The sequence below is a fragment of the Levilactobacillus bambusae genome (assembly GCF_003124125.1).
GTDB classification, from domain to species: Bacteria; Bacillota; Bacilli; order Lactobacillales; family Lactobacillaceae; genus Levilactobacillus; species Levilactobacillus bambusae.
On the sequence record NZ_QCXQ01000001.1, the window covers coordinates 303,245 to 327,493 of the forward strand.

Sequence of the window (24,249 nt, forward strand, 5' to 3'; positions counted from 1 at the left end):
CGTTTCTATACCAATAAGGGAGACGCCCAAATTCGATTTTTGTCGGATTTGGGCGTCTCCCTTATTTTAGTGTGGTCGACCTATTCCCTATTTTACCGTCTGCACTTTCATTGACCCGATGGCTGACCTTCGCCATAATGTCACTACTCACACGGCCGAGACCACGTTTTTAGTTGACCCGATAGTCGTTGACCGGTCAGTCAACGATTGCTATACTCACGTTAATTACTAAAGGAGGTCTTGTCATTGACAGATCCGGTTGTTTCAATTCAACATTTACAGAAACGGTTTGGCCACACTCAAGCTTTAAGCGACGTTTCGTTTGACCTTTATCCCGGCGAAGTTTTCGGGTTTATTGGCCCAAACGGAGCGGGAAAATCAACGACGATTCGAATCCTGCTTGGGATGCTACGGGCATCTGGTGGAACAGCCACCGTTTTTAAAAAGAACGTTTGGCGCGACGACGTTGCCATCCATAAGCAGGTCGCCTACGTTCCGGGAGACGTCTTCTTATGGCCTAATCTAACCGGCGGTGAAATCATTGACTTCTTGTTACGCCTTAATCATCAAAGTCATTCAGCCCGAACGGACGACCTGATTAAACAGTTTAACTTAGATCCCAGAAAGAAAGCTCGTACCTATTCGAAGGGGAACCGCCAAAAAGTCGCTTTAATTGCTGCCTTTTCGCTGGACGTTGCCCTCTACATTTTTGATGAGCCGACATCGGGGCTAGACCCCTTAAACGAAGAGGTATTCCAACAAAATTTACTTCACCTAAAGCAGCAGGGTAAAACCGTCCTGCTATCAAGCCACATTTTATCCGAAGTGGAACGCGCGTGTGACCACGTGGGGGTCATTAAGGCGGGCCGGATTATTAAAACGGGAACGCTGGCTGATTTACGGCAGTTAACCTCAACTAAGGTCCAGGTTCAAACGGTTCAGCCACTCACGGACCTGGCTAACCAACCCGTTTCAAACCTCAAATTAAGCGGACATGATACTCAGGCTACCTTTACCGTGGCCACTAATCACTTAGGGACCGTTATGGACCAACTGGCCAATCATCAAATTGTCACCCTTGAAAGTACTCCCCCAACCCTTGAAGACCTTTTCCTTCACTACTACGACAACCCGGGAGATGATCAACATGCATGATCGACAGACTTGGCGGTTAACCCGTTTTAATCTTCGCCATGATTGGCAACTCATCATTTTGTGGTTACTCATGATCGTGGGACTGACCGGCGCCGCGGCTGGTAAATTTAACGGTTTATACGGTGATTCGGCCAGCATTACTAGTATCGTGAAGGTATTAAAAATGCCCGCCATGACTGCAATCCTTGGCCGGTTCTCTGGGCACAGTCCCTTTACGACGGCCGACATTTTTGCTAACGAAATGATGGTCTTTCTGGGGCTTTTTGTTGCCATGATGATGATTTTCTTTGCCGTTCGAAATAGCCGGCAGGAAGAAAGTAATGGCGAACTGGAATTAATCCGTTCCCGTTCCGTTAGCAGGGTCAGTCCCCTCCTAGCGGCCGCCCTAGAATTGCTGATTATTGCGATTACCTTAGGGGGACTCCTCTTCGTCAGCTTACAAGCTTCCGGCATGCATGGGATGACTCGCCAAGGTAATTTACTCATGAGTTTCAGCCTCGCGGGATTTGGTTGGGCGTTCGGGACGCTGGTACTCGTCCTGGCACAATTCAGCGAATCCCCGAAAACCGTTACCGGTTTAAGTTACCTGGTACTAGGAATCAGCTATCTTGTTCGTATGTTAACGGATATTAAGGCACCTAAACTGTCCCTTTATACCCCACTTGGCTGGTTAGAAAAGCTTTCGCCCTACCACCATAACTATTTTGGACCAGTTTGGGTAACCCTCGGGATTGGCCTCATCTGTTTGATTCTAGCCGTCCTTCTGGTTGGTCAACGAGATTTGGGTGCCGGTTTTATTAATCCCCACCTAGGTCGGGCAACTGCTTCGCCATTTCTTCGGGGACCATTTTCCTTACTGTGGCGGCTCACCAAGTTTAGTTCGGCCGCCTGGCTCATTGGGTTATTTATCCTGGGGATGGCCTATGGCTCCATTTTTAACTCCATTGGCAACCTCTTTAAATCCAACCCAGAATTAGCAAAAATTATGGGTCACGCTGCGGTTTCGGCTGCCAATCAAACGTTAATTTTACAATTTATCGCCCTGTTAATGATTGTCTTTGCCACCTTAGCCACGATTCCAGCCCTTCAGGTTCTCCTCCGTCTAAACACAGACGAAGCTAAGGGACAATTAGAACTCTTACACGCGACGGCAACTCCGCGGCGCCGGTTTTACCTCTCCGCCGTATTCATGAGCCTTTTAATTGGAACCTTCGTTTTAGTGGGTGCTCTCCTTGGGCTCGATACCGCAAATCTCATGGTACTGGCGCATCCCATCCACCAACATGACTTTATATGGGCTGTGATTGCCTACCTGCCACCGATTTATACGACCTTGGGGTTGAGCGCCCTCCTTGTCGGGCTACTTCCCCGGTGGCAATGGATAAGCTGGTTAATCCCAGCCTACGGATTCATTTCCCTGTATTTAGGCCGCCTCTTAGACTTACCGACCTGGGCCAAACGGTTGACTCCGTATGGTTGGATTAACGAGGTGCCCGTCAAGGAACCCCAGATAGCCACTCTTTTAGTTCTCTTGCTAATTGCTGGAGCGGCCTTTCTGATCGGAGGTCTGGCCTACTGTCACCGCGACCTCATCGAAAATTAAGGAGGCCGATATGACCCGCGAAAAAATTGACCCGAAAAAACAAACCCAAATGTTATTGAGCGCCCTTCACCAATTCGCACAGGTTAAATTTCACGATGCCAAAACGGAAGTCATTGCCAAAGAGGCGCACGTTTCAAAGGGGCTATTATTTCATTATTACCACAATAAGGCTGATCTCTATGCAGCCACCGTGCAATTTGCCATCAATAGGATTCAAACGGTTGCCGACTTTCAGGTATGGACCAGCGCCCATAGTTTGCACGAGATGATTGAACGAGCAGCTGCCTATAAAATCCAGCTCCAAATTCAGTACCCGGATGAATTTAAGGTTTTGTTGGATGCCTACGCCGAAATGACGAGTGCCCCACACGACTTACAGGTCCAAGTCAAGGCGGCCTTGACCTGCGTAACGGTTCCCACTATTGAACAACTATTAACCCCAGTTTTAGATCAGTTACCGATCAAGAAAACCGTTACCCGCCAGACCATTATGGGCCTAATGAACGGGATTATGCTTCAGGTTAGCCAAGAAACCCATAACTTTATGTTGAACCATCCCAACGCTACGATGGCTGATTTCCAACCCATCATTAACCAGGCTCGGCAATACGTTTTGATTATCGAAAACGGCTTTTTAGACTAAAAAAGACTTCCCGAAAACAGAGATTACTCTGCTTAGGGAAGTCTTTTTTAATCCTTTTAGTCGGCGCCTACTTACGAGGACGGCGGCTTTCTGGAATCCGAGCTGCCTTACCAGTAAGGTCACGGAGGTAGTACAGCTTAGCCCGACGGACACGACCATGACGAATAACGTCAATGGAAGCAACCCGTGGTGAGTTAACTGGGAAGGTCCGTTCAACCCCAACCCCGTTACTTACCTTACGAACAGTATAGGTAGCTTGAATACCGCTACCCTTACGACGAATAACAACCCCTTCGAAGAGTTGGATCCGTTCGCGAGTTCCTTCAACAACCTTGGCGTGGACACGAATTGTGTCACCGGCCCGGAAGTCAGGAATATCGGTCCGAATTTGATCTGCGTTAATCTTAGCAATTAATTCATTTTGTCTCATGAATTTTCATCCTTTCGCCAACATTCATCCCCGGTTCCGACAGCGGAATGTTGTTTATCCGGCTGATTTCAGCCAATAACTAGTGTAGCATACCTTTAACCTCAGTGTAAAGACTGACAAGCTTTTTTTCTTGACATTCGTACCGACTAGCTAAGTTTCAACGATTCCTTAACGTTGGATGGTAACTGTGTCACCGACGTATAGGTGGGCTGAGTAGCAACCCGGCTTTTTGAAATCTTAGCTTGAATCACAGCGTTGGGTTTAAGCGGCTTAGGCGTCTTGCCCATGAGCTCATAATCCATCGTTACTTTTTGACCGTTGGCCTTTACAAACTGTAGTTGGTACTGGTATGACTTGGAGTCTGCGACTGCCTTACCACTATCATCCTTGGTTTGCGTTCGGACTGGAACTTGTTTTGGAACCACGGCGTAGGCCGTTTGGGTTTGATAGGTATTTTGATAGTATTTGGTCCCTAAAACCCCTAATAAAATGACGACAACCCCGACACTCACTAAAATAATTTTTTTCATCGCTTGATTCCTCCCCTTGGTAAACGATTGCTGTATTATAGCACGCTACCACTGAAAAAAAGACCAAGCAACCAAGCATTTATTGAGTCCTTAAACATTTTAGAAATATATTAATTATTCCTCTTCAATCCGAACGTCGGCCAATAACCGTTTTTGTAAGTCCGTTAATTTCGAATGGTCAATCAAATCCGGACGTCGCAAGTAGGTGCGCCGTAAGGCCTCTTTTTGGCGCCATTCATCAATTTTTTGGTGATTGCCACTGGTTAAGACGTCTGGAACCTTCATCCCCCGGAAGTCAGCGGGGCGGGTATATTGAGGGTACTCTAAGAGCCCGCTTGAAAACGAATCTCCTGGTGCGCTTTCGGCGTTGCCTAACACCCCTGGTAATAACCGAACCGTTGCATCAATCATGACCATTGCGGGTAGCTCACCACCCGTTAACACAAAGTCACCCAGAGACACCTCGTCCGTAATTAGCGATCGAATTCGTTCGTCGTAGCCTTCGTAATGGCCGCACAAAAAGGTTAGGTGGTCTTCCCCCGCAAATTCTTCGGCCATCGACTGGTTAAACCGTTGCCCAGCGGGATCCATTAAGATTACCCGGCCCCGGTCAACCCCATCAGCTGCCGCCCGTTCTTGAACGTCAGCCATTGCGTCAAAGATTGGTTGGGGTTGAAGTAGCATTCCCGCACCGCCACCAAAGGGATAATCGTCCACTTTATGGTGTTTGTCCGTTGTATAATCCCGGAAATCGGTGACATGCACGGTAAGTTTATCATGCTCAATGGCCTTGCCCATAATGGAATCGTTCATGGGTCCGGTAAACATATCGGGAAACAGACTTAAGATATCAATCCGCATCAATCCAACCCCTCCATTAATTCAACCACAACCTGTTTTTGGGGTAAGTCAACCTGCTTAACTACCTGTTTAATGACGGGTAACAGCAGGTCAGATTCACCTGGCCGACTGACCACCCATACGTCATTGGCTCCGGGTGAAAGGATTTCCTTAATCCGGCCAATTTCTTCGCCGGCCACCGTCTTCACGGATAAGCCAATAATCTGGTGGTAGTAGTACTCACCGTCTTCAAGTTCATTTGCATTCAGGTCAGCCTCAGCGACCTTGAGGGTCCAACCCTTATACTTTTCAACGTCGTTAATGGATGGCAAATCGGCAAACTTAACGAGAATGGTTCCCTTGTGTTCCCGAGCACTTTCCACCATTAAGCCAACGGACTGTGCAGTTTCTTCTTTAAACGCGTATAACAGGCTGCCCTTTTTGAATCGTTCCTTTGGAAAATCCGTTGATGGAACCACCTTTAGCTCCCCACGGATGCCATGGGTATTCACTATCTTGCCAACCGTATAGTACTTCATCGTCATAACCTCCCAAATTAATTTGGCTAATAAAAAGACTCCCGTGTGAAACATCACTGTCTCACTCGAGAGTCTTTGCCGGTCCATCATTAATAATGAGTCGAACCCGCTTGTTACCATCCACCCGGCTGCTATAAACAACCGTCCGAATGGCCTGAGCCACGTGCCCCTGTTTACCGATGACACGCCCCACATCAGCCGGATCAACGGTTAAATGATATTCATAAAACCGATCCGTTTCAGTCTGGTCAATGTCAATCGCTTCGGGATGTGATACTAATGGCTCAACGATAGCTTTGATGAGTGCTTTAAAATCAATCATCAGTGATCACGCTTTACTTTTTGGCGTACTTAGCTTCATGGTACTGCTTCATGATACCAGCATCAGAAAGCAAGTTCTTAACAGTATCTGAAGGTTGCGCACCATTGTTCAACCAGCTCATGATAACGTCGTTTTCAAGGGTAACAGTTGCTGGGTTGGTTAATGGGTTATAAGTACCGACTTCTTCGATAAAACGACCATCACGAGGACTCCGTGAGTCGGCAACCACGATACGGTAGAATGGGCGCTTCTTAGAACCCATCCGCTTCAAACGAATCTTGACTGACATGCAAAACACCTCCTGTATTTCTTTCAACGAATAATAATATACCAGTAATTCGTGAAGATGTAAAGAGATTTTTCTTTACACCCGAAATTTATTCAAACGGTGCCCGCAACCAGGCAATATCTTGACCCGTTAACCACGATTGTTGCCGCTGAATGTAGGCCTGCACCGACTCATACTCATCAAACTCAATTTGGGTCGACAAATCCGGTAAGTTCTGCTTCAACCGCTTGGCGTAGGCCAAATCTGCCACCGTTATTTGGGGAACCTGGAAGGCTTCCGATCCCGCTTGATCCGCAAAGCTGCCCCGTAAAATTCCGATGGCCCGTTTTAGCCGGTAATCCTGTTCAATCAGGGACCGCAAATCAGCGGCGGATAATCTCTCTACCATTTTTCAACATCCTCCTTTGGTAATTCGACCACACGGCCAACGATAGGATTTAACGAAAATTTTTCGATCGGCTGCGTTAATAGCCAAATCACGTTGACCATCCCATAGGTTTTAACCTCTGACTCTCCGTAGCCATCCGTTAGGATCACGGCTAGGGTATTCGCCCGGTTAGCCTGGTGGTGATGTAAGTCGTCGAAGACAGATTGAAACCGAGTGCCGCCTCCGCCAACCCGGTGCTTGGGCAACTGAAATTTTTGGGTGACCGCTAATTCCTGGTGGACCCGGGTGTCAAACGGAATTACCGTAATTTTTGCCGGATACTGCCGCAAGAGACCGGACAGTTCACCAATTACTCGGCTAATTTCTTCGTTGCCCATCGATCCTGATTCGTCAACGTAGACTCGAACGTTGATCAATGTCTTCGTGGTTTGACCCGGTAAATCCATCCGGTAGGGTTGCCGCCGGTTGAACCGACTCCACGACTCCTGCTTACCCGCGGGAACTTGACCCGCACCAAACCGAATAATTCGGCGCCAATCAACGGGCTGCGTTGGGTCAAGCCGCTTCAATTCACTGGATACCTGCCCCGGCAAAGTGCCCCGATTTTTCTTCGGGGTCGCCTGCCACGCCGCCTTTAAGAGCTGGGTCAATTCCTGGTCGCTTGATTGGTGACGCTGGTTCCATTTCTGATGATCATCTAGGTTGCTCTTTTTCAAAATGGAATCAAGGGCTTTTGACGCCGTCTGGGACTGTGTTTGGCTGGCCGATGCTGACTGGTCGGATCGTTGGGCTTTTTGGTTGCCCCGGGTGGGCTGCCAGTCCCTTAGCTGCATCAAATAGGCGTTTGAATCCTGATCAGGCAAAAATTTAAGGCCGGTTTGATCACTTAATTTTTGGCGGGTCAGCGCCGTAGCCGGTAAATCCGTTAGGTATTGATTAATCGCAATATCGGTTGCGGCATCAATGAGCGATTGCTGACTACTACTGGCCCCATAACGTTCTGGGTGCCGCCAGACGAGGTGCAAAACGAGGTGTTTTAACCCGGCAAGTAAGTTTTCAGCTGACCATCCGCTCTGGCTTAGCTGATGATTGTCCAGTAACAGTCCCTGGCTCGTTAAGCCTAACGGAGCCGTTAAGGTGGCCGCTTGTTTAGGCAACCGGGCTAAGACTTCCCCGTAAAACCGATCGGTACGTAAAAGTTCCACCGTTGCCAGGCTCAAAATTTGGTCCCCCGCACCCTGACTACCATCATTGTGTGCTAGCGCTTGTTCTAGACCGGTCACGCTTACGCCTCCAATCCCTGACTCCCGATTTCAGTTAACCGTTGGTAAAGTTTGGCCACACTAGGCTGATCGTTAGCCGCCTGGTTCAGGATTTCTAATTCATCCGGTTGTTCAGCTAACTTAAGTGCTACGGCATACTGGCCGTCAAGCGGCAGCTGTTGAAGGCCAAAAAGAAACCGCGCCGCCGTTTGATCTTGAGTTAACGGCCAAACAGGATCCGTCAGGGCTAGTTCTAAGACGTGCTGTTGCGAACTTGGGCTGAGTGTTTTTAGTGTAGCAAGCACCACGGACTCGGGCTGCGTATAGAACTGTTTCACGGTTAAGCCTGGCTGCCGGGTGTGGACGAAACCATAGAACGCTTGGCCAACCGTCACCCCCAGATTTCCCGTTATTAAATCGGGTAACACCGTTTCCTGTTCGGCAACCGTTAATTCGGTTGTTTGATTTAAAATATCTGATACCCGCTCCCATGCCCGGGGAGTCGGATATAGGTCTTCATCATGATCCGTTGGCATCAAGTCACCCGGGGTTTGTTCGAGGTATTCCTTCACCAATCCATTAATGTGATCGCCCGCCCAAGTTAACCAACTGGTTGAATCCGCCGTGAGAACCAACCGGACCGTACGATCATTAATGGCAGCATCCCCGGGAGTAACCCCGTATGCGGTTTGCTCAAATCCCGTCATGGACGCATCGGGGTTTTCCGCTAAAATCAGCTGAACCTGATCCGGCAGCTTCAACGTATTAATTTGGCGCTGCAGCACTAAGTTCATCAGTTCGCTTTGAACCGCTTGGGTCCCCCGGTTAAATTCATCTAAAAACCAAATAATAGGTTGATCCGGGTGCCTTTCGGCCGCTTCGATAATTTCAATTAGGGTGTGGGAGTAACCGTAAGCCACGTCCGCTAATCGCCCGTACCTTTGGGTGTCAATAAACGCGGCATCCGTTAGCGGCGGAACTGGAATGGCTAGGTCCCCCTTTTCGCTTAAACTAACGACCGTGGTAAAAAGCTGGGCCCCCCGATCAGCCGCCACTTCCCTTACCAGCGCTGATTTTCCGATTCCGGCATCCCCCACGATCGCCGGAACGTTTCCCGAATTCAACACGATGTTTACCGCTAACTTCATTTCTGGAAAGGTTAATGCCATTTCATTTCCTCCTTAAAATGCCAAAAAGGCCATGCCGCTTCGAAGTTTGGCATGACCTTGGAAGCTGTTACCGCTTCTTATTTTTTTTAATTCGCTTGCGCTTATTCTTTTTAATCCGCCGGGACATTTGGTTCATCGCCAACTTTTGCATCCGGCCGCCTAATCCAGAACCTGAGCCACCACCCATGGCACCCATCATCTGTTCCATGCCGCCCATGTTTCCGTTTGAAATTTGATTCATCATTTTCTTCATTTGGTTAAATTGTTTAACCATTCGATTAACTTCTTGTACGGGACGGCCAGAACCCGCCGCAATCCGACGCTTCCGGGAGGGATTCAATACGTCTGAATCAATCCGTTCCTGTTCCGTCATCGAATAGACAATGGCCTTTAAGTGTTCCATATCCTTAGGATCCATATTAACGTTAGCTAAGGCCGGGTTATTGGCCATTCCTGGAATCATCTTCATAATCTGATCCAGGGGCCCCATCTTTTGGATCTGTTCCAGTTGATCCAGAAAATCGTTAAAATTAAACGTATTTTCCTGCATCTTTTGGGCCATTTCCTGCGCGTGTTTTTCATCAACGTCGCGCTGGGTCTTTTCAATCAGGGTGAGCATGTCACCCATCCCTAAAATCCGGGACGCCATCCGGTCGGGGTGGAAGACGTCTAAGTCCGTCATTTTTTCGCCTTCACCGACAAACTTAATTGGCTTTCCCGTCACCGCCCGAATGGACAGGGCTGCCCCGCCACGGGTATCCCCGTCTAACTTAGTCAATACAATCCCGGTCACGTCCAGCTTATCATTAAATCCTTCGGCAGTGGCCACCGCATTTTGACCGGTCATCGCATCAACCGTCAGCAGAATTTCATCAGGGTTAGCCAATTCCTTAATGTTGGCTAATTCGTCCATTAACTGCTCATCAATCTGCAAGCGGCCCGCCGTATCGATTAGGACGTAGTCGTTATGATCCGCCTTAGCCTGGGCTAACCCTTCCCGAACAATCTCGACCGGATCAATATCGGTTCCGCGTTCAAATACGGGAACCCCAATTTGTTCGCCCACTTGAACTAATTGATCAACGGCGGCTGGCCGATAAACATCGGCAGCAATCATTAATGGTCGAGCATTATTATCCGTTTTTAACCGGTTGGCTAACTTTCCGGCCGTCGTCGTTTTACCGGCCCCTTGAAGCCCAACCATCATGATAATGGTTGGAATTCGTTCGGATTTATTTAACGGAACATCCTGTTCCCCCATCATTTCGGTTAATTCTTCATCAACAATCTTCACGATCTGCTGAGCCGGATTTAAACCTTCCATGACATCAGAACCCGAGGCCCGGTCACTGACCTTCTTGACAAAGTCCTTAACCACCTTAAAGTTAACGTCGGCTTCTAGCAGGGCCAGCCGAATTTCACGCATCGTTTCACGCAGGTCGTTTTCAGAGATTTTGCCCTTTCCCCGAAGTTTCCTCATGGTATTTTGTAATCGTTCTGTTAAACCTTCAAACGCCATTTCTTTACCACCCAACTTTGATTTCTATTACTTATTCAGCCTCTAAATTTTCAAGTCCAGCGACGAGCCGATTTAATTCTACATCGTCCGGGTAGTGGCCCTTAACGTAAGATTGAATTTCATCTGCCTGCTCATTTTTGGACGTAAATTGGTCGTAGAGGTGCAATTTGCTTTCATATTCTTCAAGAATTTTTTCCGTCCGCCTCAAATTGTCGTAGACGGCTTGGCGACTCACATTAAATTCTTCAGCTATTTCGCCTAAGGAGTAATCATCACCATAGTAAAGTTGCATATAGTGATTTTGTTTGTCGGTCAACAAGGACTGATAAAACTCAAACAACGAGTTAATGCGATAGTTTTTTTCTAAATCCAAATTGATCCCTCCTCGGTTTCGCATACCCTCTTAGGATACCGATATTTAGGGTGTTAGTCAATTAACCGGACAAAAAAACGGTGGGGTTAAAATTTGCGCAAACCTGCTCAAATTTTAGCTCCACCAATTAATAATAATGGTAATCATTCCACCTGTTAGAGGGTATCAACATCAATGAGGCCCTTAAATAGGCCGTAAACGAATTCGTTAGGGTCAAACGCCCGTAAATCACCAACTTGTTCACCAAGTCCCGCAAATTTAACGGGCACGTGAAGTTCGTTGCGAATGGCCAACACAATTCCACCACGCGCCGTCCCGTCTAGCTTGGTTAACACAATTCCAGTGACGTCCGTGGAATCCTTAAACATTTTAGCTTGGTTTAACGCATTCTGCCCGGTAGTTGCATCGAGTACCAGTAGAACTTCATGTGGGGCTTCTGGGATTTCACGGGTAATAATCCGTTTCATCTTTTCCAGCTCATTCATCAGGTTAACCTTATTCTGCAAGCGGCCCGCCGTGTCGATGAATAAGATATCATAATTCTCTTCTTTAGCCTTCTTAACCCCATCAAACACCACGGCCGCAGGATCACTTTGCGGTTTCCCCACCACAATGTCTACCCCGTCCCGTTTGGCCCAAACATCCAGCTGTTCCGTTGCGCCAGCCCGAAAGGTATCAGCCGCTGCCAGGAGCACTTTCTTGCCCTGCTTCTTATAGCGCGCCGCCATTTTACCAATGGTGGTCGTTTTTCCCACGCCGTTAACCCCAACAAATAGGATCACAGTCGGACCATCCTTAGCAAAGTGGACTTCCGTTGACTCACCGTTTCCGGATTCATCATAGATTTCAACTAATTTTTCAACAATGACGCTTTGAACTTCCTTCGGATTTTTAGCGTTCTTCAATTTAACTTCATCCCGAAGCTCATCGCTAATTCTCATCGCAGCGTCATAGCCGACGTCCGCTTCAATCAACGTTTCCTCTAAATCATCAAAGAAGCTCTCATCCACGCGCCGAAACTTAGCTAAGAAGGAGTTAAGCCGATCTCCGAACGAGGTTCTAGATTTCTCAAGACCCCGGTCATAAAGTTCCGCGGTTGAAGTGTCCTCATCGCCATCCTCAGATGACGCCACCGCTTCCTCGTGTGCCTGAACTTCGGCCGATTCACTGAGTGTAGCTTGCTCTTCTGAAACGGTGACCGCCGCGGAACTTTCAGAGCTCGCTTCCTGAATCTCAACCGGTTCTGAATCGGTTGCTGTCACCACTTCTGATTCAGAGTGGGAGGACCCGACAAAATCAGATGGGGCTGACGATTCAAGTTGGGCTTCCTCCGCAGCCGAACTCGACGTGGCGCTTGTCACCTCTGGTTGGGCAGGCTGGGCATCAGATCCAGCAGCTGAACTTTCAGTCTTCTGATCAGATGTTGCTTCGCTTGACGATGTCGTTAGTGACTCGTCAGAGTCGCTGCCGGCAGTCGGTACCGCTGAATCCGCACTCGCTGACGTCGCCGCTGTACTATTCGTTACGGGCTCCTCACTGTTAGCTTCCTCATCCCGTTTCGAACGCCGCTTAAAGATATCGAATAATCCCATATTAATCCGTCCTTTCGTTATGCCCGGTTAGTTGTTCGTAAATCCTCAAGGTCCACGGAAACGACCTTGGAAACCCCCGATTCCTGCATGGTAACCCCATAGAGGGTGTCCGCATGTTCCATCGTTTGCTTTCGGTGGGTAATCACAATGAACTGGGTTTGATCATGAAAATGGTTGATATAATGCGCATACCGGTCGGCATTAGCTGGGTCGAGGGCCGCATCCGTTTCGTCTAGGATCGCAAACGGAACGGGCCGAACCTGTAAAATGGCAAACAGCAGTGTAATTGCTGTCAGCGTACGTTCACCACCCGAAAGTAGGCTCATCTTCTTCTGCGTCTTTCCGGGCGGTTCAGCCATAATATCAATTCCGGTGGTCAGTAAATGATTGGGATCGGTCAGTTTAAGTGCTGCGGTTCCGCCCCCAAACATTCGTTTAAACGTGGTCGTAAAGGCATCCGCCACCGCATTAAACGCCACTTCAAATCGATCAATGACCTCTTGATCAGCCGTTGACATCGTGTCCGTTAACTGCTGCTTTGCAGTTAACAAATCATCCCGCTGCTTAATTAGGAAGTCATACCGTTCAGACACCTGCTTAAACTCATCGATCGCGCCTAAATTAACGGACCCAATCTCGTCTAACCCCTTCTTAAGCAGCTTTAGCTGGGTGGCCAGTGCCTGATCATCCAGCTCGCTTAAATTGCGGTTAGCTCCCTCAACGGTAACATGGTACCTCTGATTTAATTCCAGGGTCCACTGTTCCATCTGGGTGGTGAGCGTTGCTTGGTTAACTTGGGCCTGGTGCCAATCATCATTTGCGGCTTGCAGTAAACCAGCAATTCGATTCGTTTCCCCGTCTGTGTTCGCTAGTTCGTCGTTCACCGTTACGAGAGCTTGATCCGTTTCTTTTAACGCCGCTTCAGAAACCATTCGGGTCTGCTGAGCCCGTTCAATCGCCCGCTTTAAATTCTTGGGGGTCTCAGGGGTTGAGTTGGCCATTTCCTGCAACTGGTCATATTCTCCCGCCACGTTTCGTCGTTCCTGTTCAAGGGTTGCCAGCTCGCTTTGGGCCGCCTGCTGGTTCGCCTTCGTTTGGGCTAAACGTTCCTTGGCCGCTGCCAACCACTCCCGCTTGCTAGTTAACGCTTCTTGCTGGTCGTTCCGGTTAGCGTTCAGAGCCCTTAACCGGTCCGTTTCGTCGCTCGTCTGTGTCTTAATGTTTGCAACAACGGTCTCTAAATCAGCCGCTTTTTGTTCTAACAGTTGTTTTTCGGTGTTAAATTCAGCTTGAGTGCGACCCTCAATTGTCGCTTGCGCAGCCGCTGTCTGCCGGGAAAACTGGTCACAGTCCGTTTTGGCGGATGCTGTTTTCGCAGCCGCTTCGCGAACCCGGTCCTCTAACTCCCGAAAGACTTCCGTGACTTGTCCAGACCGCATTTCGTTGGCCTCTAACTTTTGCTGTAACGACTTGACTTCGGCCTCAGTAGTAGCCAATTTTTGGTCCATGAGGCCAATGTTTTCCCGGAGCTTTTTCAGTTCATCCTGTTGCTGAAGCAAGCCGGATCGCGACTGCCGATTTTGCCCCCCGGTAATGGATCCACTCCCGCTCACAATGTCGCCCGCTAGTGTAACAACCCGAAATTTCCGGTGCCCGGCCCGGCTAATTGCCGTCGCATGGTCTAAATTATCGGCAAACACCGTGGTCCCCAAAAGGTAAGCCAAGATGTTTTCGTAACCCGAGTGAATTCCGATCAATTCCGAACCGACCCCTAAGTAACCCGGCATCGTTTTAACCCCATTCACCAACGGGTCTGCCAGTTCTCGGCTGCGAATGCTAGTTTGAGGCAAGAAAGTTGCCCGGCCGCCCCGCTGCTGCTTAAGGAAAGCTACGGCTTGTTTAGCCGCCGTTTCATCCGTGGTAACAATTTGTTGAAGCTGGGCACCAAGGGCAAACTCGACGGCCGTTGTATAGTCGCTAGGAACCTGAAGTAACTCGGAAACGGCCCCAACAATTCCATCAAGCGACTGACGGTGCTTTAAAATTACCCGGACCCCCTGGTAAAAACCGTTATAGTCGTCACTTGCAGCGGCGAGATTTTTCGCCTGGGTCTTAGCCCGCTGGTCAATATCCAGTGCGGATAACCACGCCTGACGAACCTGTTGATGCTTCTGCGTCAAAGAATCGTGTTCCGCCGCCAATTGATCCAACACTTGCCGCTGTTCTTGGTATCGTGTCGTTAGCTGGGTTTCAGTGGTCTGAGCTGCTTGATACGCCGCATGTGCCACCGCTGCCTGCTCATTAAGCTGGGCTAACTGCTTAGTCGCCGTTGCATGCCGTTCTCGATCCGCTTCATAGGATTTGACGAGGTATTTTTCATCATTATGAATATCCGCTAATTCCTGCATGCGATCCATGTAGCTGGCCCGTAACTCCTCAATGTGCTGCTCAATTTGTTTTACTCGCTTGGGATCGTTGACCGCCCGAAGATCCTCAATTTCAGTTGAAACCCGCTTGATTTCTGCGGACTGACTGGTTACTGCGACCTTGGCGGTTGCCAGCTGGTCCACCAACCGTTTCCGATCCAGTTCTAGCGTCGCCCGCTTAGTATCTAGCTCAGCGAGAGTCCTATCCCGGTTGCTTAACCGCTCGGACGTTAATTGCAGCTGTCCGGACAGCTTTTCAACGGTTTCACTGGCCGCCAACAATTGGGCCTGAATTTGGTCCTTCTTAGCTAATAACTCCGTCTGTTTGGTTTTTAGCTCTTGATTAGCTTGCGAACGCTGCCAATCATCCTGCTGATACTTGGTCACCAGCGCCTGCTTTGTAGTTACAGCTTGATCAACGGTCTTTTTTTGTTCCTTCGCTTGGATGAGGCAGCGAACAAGCCGGGTTCTATCTAGACGTTCGTACTGCCCCTTCTGTTCCAAGTAGTCGGTAGCCAAACTGCTCTGTTCCTCTAAGGGCCCCAGTCGGTCGGACAATTCGCTAATGATATCGTTTACCCGATCTAAATAATCCACGGTCTCCGTCAATTGGGTTTCAGCTTGCTGCTTTTGTTTTTTAAACTTGGAAACCCCGGCAACCTGTTCAATGATGGTTCGGCGGTCCTCCGGCTTACTATTAAACACCGATTCCACTTGCCCCTGTGAAAGTACCGAGAAGGAATCTTGGCCCAGACCGGTATCTAAAAAGAGGTTCGTAATATCCCGCAACCGGCAGTCTTGCCCGTTTAATTCATACTGACTTTTTCCGTTACGAAACAGTACCCGTTTAATCGTGACTTCAGCGTAGTCCGTTTTAAGGTAGTGATCAGCGTTATCAAACGTCATTTCAACTGCGGCACGATTCAGCGGTGCCCGATCTTCTGAGCCCGCAAAAATAATATCCGGCATCCGGCTCCCACGTAAACTCTTGGCACTTTGTTCACCAAGAACCCACCGAATGGCCTCCGTAATATTACTTTTTCCGCTTCCGTTTGGTCCAACAACCCCCGTCATTCCGGGTTTAAATTTAATGGTGGTCTTATCAGCGAAGGATTTAAATCCGCTAATGGTTAAAGACTTTAATCGCATTCGCTCATCATCCTTGTTGAGATTTTAGCTGACTAAGTGCTACTCGAGCAGCCGTTTGTTCCGCCGCCTTCTTTGAGTGTCCAACCCCTTCGCCCAGTTTCGTCCCGTCAATAGTAACTGCCACCCGGAAAGTCCGATCATTATCCGGTCCATCTTCCGATTCCAATTCGTAGTCAATAGTCACGGGACCATTTTGCTGTGCGACCTCTTGCAATTCGGTCTTATGGTCAAAAAATTCATCAAACCGACCTTCATCAAGCTTTGGGAAAATCACTTGGTCGGCAAACGTAATCACTGCCGTTACGCCTTGATCCATATACAAGGCTCCCACGAAGGATTCAAAAATATCACAGAGAAGGGAATCCCGTTGCCGCGCATTCGCTTTCTCCTCCCCCTTACCCAACCGAATAAAATGGTCAAAATCACATTCCCGGGCAAAACTGGCAAAACTTTGTTCATTTACCATGGCCGCCCGAAGTCGGGTTAACCGACCCTGGGGAAGTTTGGGATACCGTTTGAAAATGTACTCTGAAACCACAAATTGGAGTACGGCGTCCCCGAGGAACTCAATCCGTTCATAATATTTAAGGTTCTTACCCGGATGTTCATTAACGTACGAAGCCTGGGTAAAGGCTTCATCGAGTAAACTTTCATTTTTAAAGGTGATATTAAAGGCATCCTTTAGATGCGCATTTAACCCTTCGATCATCTTGTAACTTCCTTTCGTGAAAAAACAAAAGTCCGGGCTCCTTAACGGCCCGGACCTTGCAATTATTCTTGACTACCGTGTGCCATTACAAAGTCCACGGCTTGGCCAATCGTATTTAATTTTTCGGCATCCTCATCGTTAATCTCCGCCCCAAAGGTGTCCTCTAACTCAAGGACAAACTCCACAAAATCGATTGAGTCAGCGTTTAGATCCTGCTTAAAATTAAGGTTTTCGGTAATAGTGTCACGTTCTACTTCAAAACGGTCGGCAATAATGTCGGCAATTTTATTAAATGTTTCTTGTCTATCCATGTCTATAATCCCTCGTTAACTTTTTCGTTTCAATTGTCAGTTTAACCGTTTTAACACGGGTTGTCTAGCCATTTTAAACCCTACTTCAGTTTATCCTTTAGGGCTGCCATATCATCAGAGTGAGTTTCAAAGTAGGTATTCACGTCTTTGACGCTTCCACCATCCACCATTGCCTTAATTTGGGCGATGGTATTCTTAATCGTTTTAGCCTTGCTTGACCCGTGCGTTTTGACCACGGGAGCCTGCAACCCTAATAGGACGGCCCCCCCGTACTGGGAGTAATCCATTTGGTGTCCCACGCTTCGGAAGGTATCCTTTAACATTAACGCCCCTAACTTGGACTTCATGCCCCCGGCCATAATCCCATCTTTAATCGTTGACAGCATCGTTAACGCCGTCCCTTCAATTGCTTTTAACGTTGCGTTACCCGTAAAGCCATCGGTAACTACCACATCAGCAGGTCCATTTAAAAGGTCCCGTGATTCAACGTTACCCACGAAGTTAATGTCCGTTAAACCGGCCAAAGCGTCATACGTTGCCCGGTGAGCCCGGTCGCCCTTATCTGATTCCGTTCCGTTATTGAGTAGCCCAATCCGGGGGTTAGCCACGTGCATCACGGATTCAGCGTACGACTTGCCCATAATGGCATACTGAACTAAGTTAAACGGTTTGTAATCGGCATTAGCACCAACATCAAGCATGACAAACTGGTTGGCCGTCTCACTTCCAATAATTGGCATCGTTGTCGTTAACCCTGGCCGATCAATCCCCTTAATCCGACCGACGATAAAGAGGCCGGCAGCTAGAACCGCCCCGGTGTTTCCGGCAGAAAAGAAGGCGTCGGCTTCTCCATCCTTTACCGCTTGGGCCGCTAAAACAATACTGGAGTTCTTCTTTCGCCGGACCGCACGAACCGGCTCATCCTCCATCGTAATAACTTCATCAGCGTTTTTAACGCTGATTCGCGTCATGTTTGTAACCAGTGGGGTTACCCGCTCTGCCTGCCCAAACACCAAAAACTCAATGTCTGGGTAGGCGTCCCGGGCCTGCTCAACCCCTTTAATGACTTCCTCGGGGGCATAGTCGCCACCCATTGCATCAACTGCCAGTTTCACAACGTTTCCTCCTTATTAATCCATCGTACTAACCTGATGAGCCGTAAAACTCAAAAAGGCAGCCAATGCTTGGTTTTCGGGTAAATCCGCCCAGTTTGGTTCATCCACAACCCGGTGAGCCTGCTCTTGAGCGGCACTTAAAGTTGGTAAATCCGCCACGGGGTCGCCAACCTGAAAGTCGGGTAGCCCAGACTGTTTTTTACCGAGAACGTCCCCAGGCCCCCGTAATTCTAGGTCCTTTTGTGAGAGAATAAATCCGTCGGTCGTTTTAACCATGGTTTCCAGCCGCTCAACCGCCAGTTGGTTCTTAGGATCCGCGACCAGAATACAGGCGGACGCTTTATTGCCACGACCTACCCGGCCCCGTAATTGGTGAAGTTGGGCCAACCCGAAGTGATCGGCATCGTAAATCATCATGATCGTGGCGTTTTTGACGTCAACCCCTACCTCAATCACCGTTGTAGCAACTAAAACCTGAAATTCGTTAGCTTGGAATGCCGCCATTGCCGCGTTTTTTTCGTCATTGCTCATCCGACCGTGGAGCAGCCCCACTTTGAATTGCGGTTCAAACGTCTGCTTAAACCGCTCATAAATCGCTTCAGCGTTCTTCATATCCACCGCTTCCGACTCTTCAATTAACGGCGTCACAACGTAGGCTTGGGAACCGTCCTTTAACTGCTGTTCGACATATTCCAGGGCGTGATCCACTTGGTTGCTTCTGACCCACGTTGTGGTAACGGGTTGCCGGCCAGCTGGCAATTGATCAATAACTGAAACGTCCATCTCTCCGTACGCCGTAATGGCTAACGTCCGGGGAATCGGGGTGGCGGTCATAGCCAGCACGTCAGGTTGATTACCCTTTTCTCGTAATGCTTGGCGCTGATTAACCCCAAATCGATGCTGTTCGTCAATCACAACTAAGCCCAGCCGATGGTAATCCACGTCCGCTTGAATCAAAGCGTGGGTCCCAACGACAAGGTCAACGTCCCCGTTCGACAGTGCAGCCAATAATTGACGCCGGGCCTTTGGCTTCGTATCACCCGTTAATAGGGCAACGTTAACGGGCAGGCCCTTAAATAATTGAGCCAGGTTATTGGCATGCTGCTCCGCTAAGATTTCGGTTGGTGCCATTAATGCCGTTTGATATCCAGCCGTTATGGCGGCGTACACGGCAATTGCAGCTACAACCGTTTTACCGCTCCCAACGTCACCCTGAAGCAACCGGTTCATATGAATTGGTCGTTTTAAATCATAACAAATTTCATTAACCACCTTTTTTTGGGCAGACGTAAGCTCAAAGGGCAGCTGACTAATAAAAGTTCTTAACCGGTCGTTATCATATTGAAGGGTGGTCCCATGCAAGGTATGATCCTGCTGTTTTACAATCGACAACCGCATTTCAAAAATAAAGAACTCCTCAAATTTAGCGGTTCGCCGGGCTAGCTTAGCGGACTGCATATCAGCTGGAAAATGCATATCGTGAATCATTTGTTGGCGAGATTCTAGCCGGTAGGCTTGTCGAATGGGAGCCGGAATAATATCAACAATGGTTTCCTGATAGGCGTCATATGCTTGCTCAACTAACTGTCTGATGGTATTTTGCCGGATTGATTTGCTGGCGGGATAGATGGAGCCCATCGAGTCCCCTGATTCACTCGTCAGAACTTTCATGCCGGCTAGGCTGATCCGTTTGGCATCAAACCGACCGTAAACCGCGATTTCATCCCCCGTGTGAATTTTATCCTTCAGCCAGGGTTGGTTAAAGAAGGTGACCATGACAAGATTATGTTCGTCCACCATCAGCCGAAAGTTTAACCGGGTCTTTTTTCGACCGAACCGAGAAATGACCGCGTCTGCCGCAACGGTTCCCTTTAACGTGACCTTCTCTTGATCCGCAATTTCGCCTAAGTCCTTAGCTGCCAAATCATCGTAACGAAACGGGTAGTACGTTAAAAGATCATTCACCGTTTCAATTCCGAGTCCAGCTAAACTAGCAACGCGTTTAGGCCCTACGCCCTTTAACGAACTAATAGGATCCGCTAAACTTAGCATCGCGTTCACCTCCTTTTGGATTCACCTGACCGATCTAATAGTAAAAAAGGGAGGCACTGGATAATTCCAGTCCCAACCTTTAAAGAAATTATTCTACGGAAATTAAATAAGGATAGACCGGTTGATCTCCTTCATGAACTTCAACTTCTAATTCATCATCAACCGCCAAAATTGCATCGGATAATGCCTGGGCGGAATCAGCGCTTGCACCATCACCATAAATAACAGTCACAATTTCACTATCTTCATCCAGCATGTCCTTAACCATTGCAATCGTTGTATCGTTTAAATCTTGACCCGTAACCGCAATTTTTCCGTTAACGAGGCCCATAAAATCGCCCGTCTTGATGGAAAAACCATCTAGTTCGGTATCCCGAATGGCGTTCGTGACCTGTCCCGTTTGAACGGTATCTAAGTTATCTGCCATTGCTGCCGCATTGTCCTCGAAGCTATTGTCTGCTTCAAACCCAAGCATGGCGGTCATTCCCTGGGAGACCGACTTACTGTGAACAATTTTAGTCGGGATATCCGCCACATCTGCTGCCTGTTCAGCCGCCATAAAAATATTCTTATTGTTTGGCAGAACAATTGCCTGTTTAGCTTGTGAGGCGTTAATGGCATCCACGATATCCTGGGTACTTGGATTCATGGTTTGCCCTCCGCTGATAACGTGGGTTACGCCTAAGCTCTTGAAGAGTTCCGCAACTCCCTTGCCGGCTGCCACCGCAATGATGGCAGTATCCGGGTTCGTCATCGCATCCGCGGTGTTACTAGCTACTGCCCCAGCTTGATCTTCCGATTCATGATCTTCATCAATAATGGTTTCCTGTTGGTAAACCATGTTATCAATTTTAATTGTTGCTAAATCCCCAAATTGTTGACCCCAAGCCAATACCTTTCCGGGATGTTCCGTATGCACGTGAACCTTAACGACTTCGTCATCGTTAATAACCAGGAGTGAATCACCCAGATCGGTTAAGTAATTATAAAAGGTGTCATAATCAAACTCTTGTTGAACTTGTTTTCCCTTGCCAATTCGCACCATCATTTGCGTACAGTAACTGAACTTGATGTCTGCAGGATCTAAATCCACTTGAACTGCCCGGTGATGTTCGGCATCAATCATTTCAGTCATTTCGGCTTCGTCCGGTTGATAATCAGCATCTTCCGTTACCCGACCGTTTAATGAATCATTAAACGCTTGGAGGACAAAGACCAACCCCTGACCACCAGAATCAACAACCCCCACCTGTTTTAAAACGGGTAGTAAATCGGGGGTCGTTTGTAATGCCTTGTCAGCAGCGGTATAGATGTCATCCATGACCACCAAAACATCGTCCGACTTTTTAGCGGCTTGTAATCCCGCCTTAGCACCCTCACGAATAACGGTCAGAATGGTTCCCTCTGTAGGCTTCATCACGGCCTTGTACGCCGTTTCAGCTCCCGCAGCAAAACCATCTGCCAGATCCTGAGCCGTCAAGTTATCGAGGTTTTCTAACCGTTTAGAAAATCCCCGGAAAATTTGGGATAGGATAACCCCGGAGTTGCCCCGAGCACCCATTAAGAGGCCCTTAGCTAAAGCAACGGTTAACTCCCCGACTGCAGTCGTACTAGCTTCGCGTTCATACTTGGCCCCACTTGCCAGTGACAAACTCATATTCGTTCCTGTGTCACCATCAGGAACCGGAAAAACGTTTAATTTATTAATGAAATCCGCATGGTGGTTTAAGTTTGCCGAAGCAGCTTGAACCATTTTTCCGAATTCCAGGCTTGTAATTTCTGTTACTTTCAACCTAAATATCCTCCTTGGTTTCCGCAAGCCGTTTCTAGTCGCCTAGAACACGGACTCCCTGAACAATTACGTTCACCGAATTTGCAGTCACGCCAAGCATGTTTTGCAGGTTGTACTTAACCTTAGACTGGACGTTTCTGGAAACTTCAGAAATTTTAGTTCCGTAGCTAACGATAATATAAACGTCAACGGAAATATCATTATTTTCCTGACGAACTACCACACCGCGGGAATAATTATCACGGCCCAAAATTTCGTTGAAGTTATCTCGAAGTTGATTTTTACTTGCCATACCAACAACCCCATAGTTATCAGTTGCGGCGCCACCAACTACCGTTGCAATGACATCATTCGTAATATCGATCATCCCATGCTGGGTCTTGATTTTTACGGCCATGCTTAACAGCCTCCTTGTCTGACTTCAATCTATCAAAATTTAATTTTACCACATTCCCTATTAAAAGAGAACTCACCTTACAAACAGGGTGCAATGAAAGCATGCCACGATGGGAAATAGGTGTCAAGTAGTATTCCTTGAAAGAAAACCATTGCGTCATCGGGTAGAATATGTTAAATTATTTTAGTGAGTAAAAAGCACTGCTTTTTTAAGTTAAATCCGTAAAGGAGGATCTATAGCCATGGCAAAAGATTTTATCAGCGGCAAGCGGACACACTTTGGTAACAAGCGTTCCCACGCCCTCAATTCAAGTCGTCGTCAATGGAAGCCAAACCTTCAAAAGGTTCGTATTCTCGTTGATGGCAAGCCTAAGAAAGTTTGGGTTTCAGCTCGGACTTTACGTTCAGGCAAAGTCACTCGTGTTTAGTGATATTTGAGTTCTCGCAAAGCGCTTTGCGAGGACTCTTTTTTAACCCCGATTTCCTACAGGCTAGCGTCCAAGGCCCGCCAAAATAAGCCGCCTAATCACTTTGATTGCATCGTAATCAAAGTGATTAGGCGGCTTATTTTATGGTAGTTAGTCTAAGCAAGGTATCGCCAGATATCCCACCAGTATTAATTATACCAACGATTCCCAATATCGGTTAGCCTGGATAAATTGGCCAAATAGCGTCGAATGGCTAAAACTTTCCTGCTGGATACTTCCCCCGGTTCGCGAAGCCCGGATAAGTTGGTCATAACCTAAGTAAATGGCGACCTGAACCGCCTCCGCTTGATCTTGACCCGCAAAGAAAAGTAAATCTCCGGGTAATAACTCGGCCTGGTTAACTGGTTGACCCGCTAAAATTTGATGGCTAACGTTTCGGGGAATGGTAATCCCAACCTGCCGGTGAAGGGCATAGGCTAAGCCAGAACCATCAAAACCATACGGCGTGGTGCCACCCCAAAGGTAACGTAAACCAAGAAATTCCCTGCCTAGGTTTGCTAAACGCTCACCGTTGGTCGCCCCCACTAGCCGTGGCGTCAACGCTGATTGCCGGAGATAACCAATCTCACCGTTTGGCTGTCTAATTTGGGCCCACTGCTCATTCACGTCGGCCCCATCTAACTGTGTGCCCATAACAATTGGCCAACGGGGCTGCTGGTTATCGTCATAAAGTTCAGCAAACGTTTCAGCAACCGTCACTGGACTTCCAACCGGGTCCACATCCGCACTCGTTTGAAGTTCTGGCAGCCAGCCCGACACAAACTCAGTGGGCCGATCTGTCGGCTGTGAAAGTGTCTGAACAAGCAACCAGTTGTTTTGACGGTCCATCACGGCCACCCGTTCATTATAAAGAACTTGGGTGGTTATCAGGTCTGATTCCGCAATTTCCGCTAGTTCCGTGTCGTTTTGTCCGTCCAGCCAGGTCCGTAAATTTGCCCGCTTGGTTAAAATTGCGTGGTCAATCGGGCGAAGTTGTTTGGGATCAGACCATAGGGTTGCCACTGGTACGATAATTCTACGATATTCCATTCATTGCCGTCCCTTTCATTAAGTAAAGCGTCTAAACGAGATCTACTGATTTAATTATAGTCTTTTTCGTCCCCTGCTGGAATCCCAACTGAAACAGGGACCATTACCGATCCGATTAGCGTTCAATC

24 protein-coding genes are annotated in these 24,249 nt (G+C 48.2%); 4 read left to right on the top strand and 20 right to left on the bottom strand.

Annotated features, from left to right (window positions below; genetic code table 11):
* The first annotated feature begins 246 nt into the window (after positions 1 to 246).
* From DCM90_RS01570 to DCM90_RS01580, 3 genes are read left to right on the top strand one after another with little or no spacing between them, the layout of a single operon-like run.
* On the top strand, positions 247 to 1,155 hold the full coding sequence (locus DCM90_RS01570; RefSeq protein WP_109249602.1) for an ABC transporter ATP-binding protein: 909 nt from the start codon (positions 247 to 249) through the stop codon (positions 1,153 to 1,155).
* On the top strand, positions 1,148 to 2,758 hold the full coding sequence (locus tag DCM90_RS01575; RefSeq protein ID WP_109249603.1) for an ABC transporter permease: 1,611 nt from the start codon (positions 1,148 to 1,150) through the stop codon (positions 2,756 to 2,758). Before DCM90_RS01570 ends, DCM90_RS01575 begins: the two co-directional genes overlap by 8 nt.
* Positions 2,759 to 2,768: 10 nt before the next feature.
* Positions 2,769 to 3,401, top strand: coding sequence for a TetR/AcrR family transcriptional regulator (locus tag DCM90_RS01580; protein ID WP_109249604.1), 633 nt, complete (start codon positions 2,769 to 2,771; stop codon positions 3,399 to 3,401).
* Positions 3,402 to 3,468: 67 nt separating this feature from the next.
* Here the strand turns inward: DCM90_RS01580 and rplS are convergent, their stop codons facing one another.
* The 19 genes from rplS to DCM90_RS01675 all read right to left on the bottom strand — a co-directional run bounded on the left by rplS (position 3,469) and on the right by DCM90_RS01675 (position 22,605).
* Complete coding sequence (rplS, locus tag DCM90_RS01585; RefSeq protein ID WP_109249605.1) at positions 3,469 to 3,831, bottom strand: 50S ribosomal protein L19; 363 nt, start codon at positions 3,829 to 3,831, stop codon at positions 3,469 to 3,471.
* A gap of 146 nt (positions 3,832 to 3,977) precedes the next feature.
* Positions 3,978 to 4,361 carry a DUF1093 domain-containing protein gene (locus DCM90_RS01590; RefSeq protein WP_109249606.1) on the bottom strand — a complete coding sequence of 128 codons (384 nt, stop codon included), beginning with the start codon at positions 4,359 to 4,361 and terminating at the stop codon, positions 3,978 to 3,980.
* Positions 4,362 to 4,475: 114 nt separating this feature from the next.
* The gene (gene trmD, locus DCM90_RS01595) at positions 4,476 to 5,222 is read right to left on the bottom strand and encodes a tRNA (guanosine(37)-N1)-methyltransferase TrmD (protein ID WP_109249607.1); all 747 of its coding nucleotides are present in this window, start codon (positions 5,220 to 5,222) and stop codon (positions 4,476 to 4,478) included.
* Entirely contained in the window at positions 5,222 to 5,740 is a 519-nt protein-coding gene (gene rimM / locus DCM90_RS01600) for a ribosome maturation factor RimM (protein ID WP_109249608.1), read from the bottom strand. The genes trmD and rimM overlap by 1 nt, the downstream gene beginning before the upstream one ends.
* A 61-nt stretch (positions 5,741 to 5,801) precedes the next feature.
* On the bottom strand, positions 5,802 to 6,062 hold the full coding sequence (locus DCM90_RS01605) for a KH domain-containing protein (RefSeq protein WP_109249609.1): 261 nt from the start codon (positions 6,060 to 6,062) through the stop codon (positions 5,802 to 5,804).
* Positions 6,063 to 6,075: 13 nt separating this feature from the next.
* Positions 6,076 to 6,351, bottom strand: a complete 276-nt coding sequence (rpsP, locus tag DCM90_RS01610; protein ID WP_109249610.1) for a 30S ribosomal protein S16 — start codon at positions 6,349 to 6,351, stop codon at positions 6,076 to 6,078.
* Between the two features lie 88 nt (positions 6,352 to 6,439).
* Positions 6,440 to 6,739 (bottom strand): hypothetical protein, encoded by a 300-nt coding sequence (locus DCM90_RS01615; RefSeq protein WP_109249611.1) that lies wholly within the window; start codon positions 6,737 to 6,739, stop codon positions 6,440 to 6,442.
* Positions 6,733 to 8,022: a vWA domain-containing protein gene (locus tag DCM90_RS01620; protein ID WP_109249612.1), complete on the bottom strand. Its 1,290-nt coding sequence runs from the start codon at positions 8,020 to 8,022 to the stop codon at positions 6,733 to 6,735. Before DCM90_RS01620 ends, DCM90_RS01615 begins: the two co-directional genes overlap by 7 nt.
* 2 nt (positions 8,023 to 8,024) lie before the next feature.
* On the bottom strand, positions 8,025 to 9,170 hold the full coding sequence (locus tag DCM90_RS01625) for an ATP-binding protein (protein WP_109249613.1): 1,146 nt from the start codon (positions 9,168 to 9,170) through the stop codon (positions 8,025 to 8,027).
* A gap of 67 nt (positions 9,171 to 9,237) precedes the next feature.
* On the bottom strand, positions 9,238 to 10,689 hold the full coding sequence (ffh, locus tag DCM90_RS01630; protein WP_109249614.1) for a signal recognition particle protein: 1,452 nt from the start codon (positions 10,687 to 10,689) through the stop codon (positions 9,238 to 9,240).
* A 31-nt stretch (positions 10,690 to 10,720) separates the two neighbouring features.
* Complete coding sequence (locus tag DCM90_RS01635; protein WP_109249615.1) at positions 10,721 to 11,062, bottom strand: putative DNA-binding protein; 342 nt, start codon at positions 11,060 to 11,062, stop codon at positions 10,721 to 10,723.
* 155 nt (positions 11,063 to 11,217) lie between these two features.
* Entirely contained in the window at positions 11,218 to 12,654 is a 1,437-nt protein-coding gene (gene ftsY, locus DCM90_RS01640) for a signal recognition particle-docking protein FtsY (protein ID WP_109249616.1), read from the bottom strand.
* A 17-nt stretch (positions 12,655 to 12,671) separates the two neighbouring features.
* A complete protein-coding gene (gene smc, locus DCM90_RS01645; RefSeq protein WP_109249617.1) occupies positions 12,672 to 16,229 on the bottom strand; it encodes a chromosome segregation protein SMC in 3,558 nt (1,185 codons plus the stop codon).
* Positions 16,230 to 16,236: 7 nt separating this feature from the next.
* Positions 16,237 to 16,938, bottom strand: coding sequence for a ribonuclease III (rnc, locus tag DCM90_RS01650; RefSeq protein WP_109249618.1), 702 nt, complete (start codon positions 16,936 to 16,938; stop codon positions 16,237 to 16,239).
* A 62-nt stretch (positions 16,939 to 17,000) separates the two neighbouring features.
* Positions 17,001 to 17,249, bottom strand: coding sequence for an acyl carrier protein (acpP, locus tag DCM90_RS01655; protein WP_109249619.1), 249 nt, complete (start codon positions 17,247 to 17,249; stop codon positions 17,001 to 17,003).
* Between the two features lie 80 nt (positions 17,250 to 17,329).
* Positions 17,330 to 18,364 (bottom strand): phosphate acyltransferase PlsX, encoded by a 1,035-nt coding sequence (gene plsX, locus DCM90_RS01660; RefSeq protein ID WP_109249620.1) that lies wholly within the window; start codon positions 18,362 to 18,364, stop codon positions 17,330 to 17,332.
* Between the two features lie 15 nt (positions 18,365 to 18,379).
* Positions 18,380 to 20,416 carry an ATP-dependent DNA helicase RecG gene (recG, locus tag DCM90_RS01665; protein ID WP_109249621.1) on the bottom strand — a complete coding sequence of 679 codons (2,037 nt, stop codon included), beginning with the start codon at positions 20,414 to 20,416 and terminating at the stop codon, positions 18,380 to 18,382.
* Between the two features lie 88 nt (positions 20,417 to 20,504).
* A complete protein-coding gene (locus DCM90_RS01670) occupies positions 20,505 to 22,208 on the bottom strand; it encodes a DAK2 domain-containing protein (RefSeq protein WP_109249622.1) in 1,704 nt (567 codons plus the stop codon).
* Positions 22,209 to 22,242: 34 nt separating this feature from the next.
* On the bottom strand, positions 22,243 to 22,605 hold the full coding sequence (locus DCM90_RS01675) for an Asp23/Gls24 family envelope stress response protein (RefSeq protein WP_109249623.1): 363 nt from the start codon (positions 22,603 to 22,605) through the stop codon (positions 22,243 to 22,245).
* A gap of 241 nt (positions 22,606 to 22,846) precedes the next feature.
* Here DCM90_RS01675 and rpmB point away from each other — a divergent pair, with 241 nt between their 5' ends.
* Positions 22,847 to 23,032 carry a 50S ribosomal protein L28 gene (gene rpmB / locus DCM90_RS01680; protein WP_109249624.1) on the top strand — a complete coding sequence of 62 codons (186 nt, stop codon included), beginning with the start codon at positions 22,847 to 22,849 and terminating at the stop codon, positions 23,030 to 23,032.
* Between the two features lie 192 nt (positions 23,033 to 23,224).
* Here rpmB and DCM90_RS01685 read toward each other — a convergent pair whose 3' ends face one another.
* Positions 23,225 to 24,121, bottom strand: a complete 897-nt coding sequence (locus DCM90_RS01685; RefSeq protein ID WP_109249625.1) for a C40 family peptidase — start codon at positions 24,119 to 24,121, stop codon at positions 23,225 to 23,227.
* Between the last annotated feature and the right edge of the window lie 128 nt (positions 24,122 to 24,249).

Coding starts and splice junctions, on each gene's coding strand:
- DCM90_RS01575 (WP_109249603.1), top strand. CDS start 1,148: ATGCATGATCGACAGACTTGGCGGTTAACCCGTTTTAATCTTCGCCAT.
- DCM90_RS01580 (WP_109249604.1), top strand. CDS start 2,769: ATGACCCGCGAAAAAATTGACCCGAAAAAACAAACCCAAATGTTATTG.
- rplS (WP_109249605.1), bottom strand. CDS start 3,831: ATGAGACAAAATGAATTAATTGCTAAGATTAACGCAGATCAAATTCGG.
- DCM90_RS01590 (WP_109249606.1), bottom strand. CDS start 4,361: ATGAAAAAAATTATTTTAGTGAGTGTCGGGGTTGTCGTCATTTTATTA.
- trmD (WP_109249607.1), bottom strand. CDS start 5,222: ATGCGGATTGATATCTTAAGTCTGTTTCCCGATATGTTTACCGGACCC.
- rimM (WP_109249608.1), bottom strand. CDS start 5,740: ATGAAGTACTATACGGTTGGCAAGATAGTGAATACCCATGGCATCCGT.
- DCM90_RS01605 (WP_109249609.1), bottom strand. CDS start 6,062: ATGATTGATTTTAAAGCACTCATCAAAGCTATCGTTGAGCCATTAGTA.
- rpsP (WP_109249610.1), bottom strand. CDS start 6,351: ATGTCAGTCAAGATTCGTTTGAAGCGGATGGGTTCTAAGAAGCGCCCA.
- DCM90_RS01615 (WP_109249611.1), bottom strand. CDS start 6,739: ATGGTAGAGAGATTATCCGCCGCTGATTTGCGGTCCCTGATTGAACAG.
- DCM90_RS01625 (WP_109249613.1), bottom strand. CDS start 9,170: ATGGCATTAACCTTTCCAGAAATGAAGTTAGCGGTAAACATCGTGTTG.
- ffh (WP_109249614.1), bottom strand. CDS start 10,689: ATGGCGTTTGAAGGTTTAACAGAACGATTACAAAATACCATGAGGAAA.
- ftsY (WP_109249616.1), bottom strand. CDS start 12,654: ATGGGATTATTCGATATCTTTAAGCGGCGTTCGAAACGGGATGAGGAA.
- smc (WP_109249617.1), bottom strand. CDS start 16,229: ATGCGATTAAAGTCTTTAACCATTAGCGGATTTAAATCCTTCGCTGAT.
- rnc (WP_109249618.1), bottom strand. CDS start 16,938: ATGATCGAAGGGTTAAATGCGCATCTAAAGGATGCCTTTAATATCACC.
- acpP (WP_109249619.1), bottom strand. CDS start 17,249: ATGGATAGACAAGAAACATTTAATAAAATTGCCGACATTATTGCCGAC.
- recG (WP_109249621.1), bottom strand. CDS start 20,416: ATGCTAAGTTTAGCGGATCCTATTAGTTCGTTAAAGGGCGTAGGGCCT.
- DCM90_RS01675 (WP_109249623.1), bottom strand. CDS start 22,605: ATGGCCGTAAAAATCAAGACCCAGCATGGGATGATCGATATTACGAAT.
- rpmB (WP_109249624.1), top strand. CDS start 22,847: ATGGCAAAAGATTTTATCAGCGGCAAGCGGACACACTTTGGTAACAAG.
- DCM90_RS01685 (WP_109249625.1), bottom strand. CDS start 24,121: ATGGAATATCGTAGAATTATCGTACCAGTGGCAACCCTATGGTCTGAT.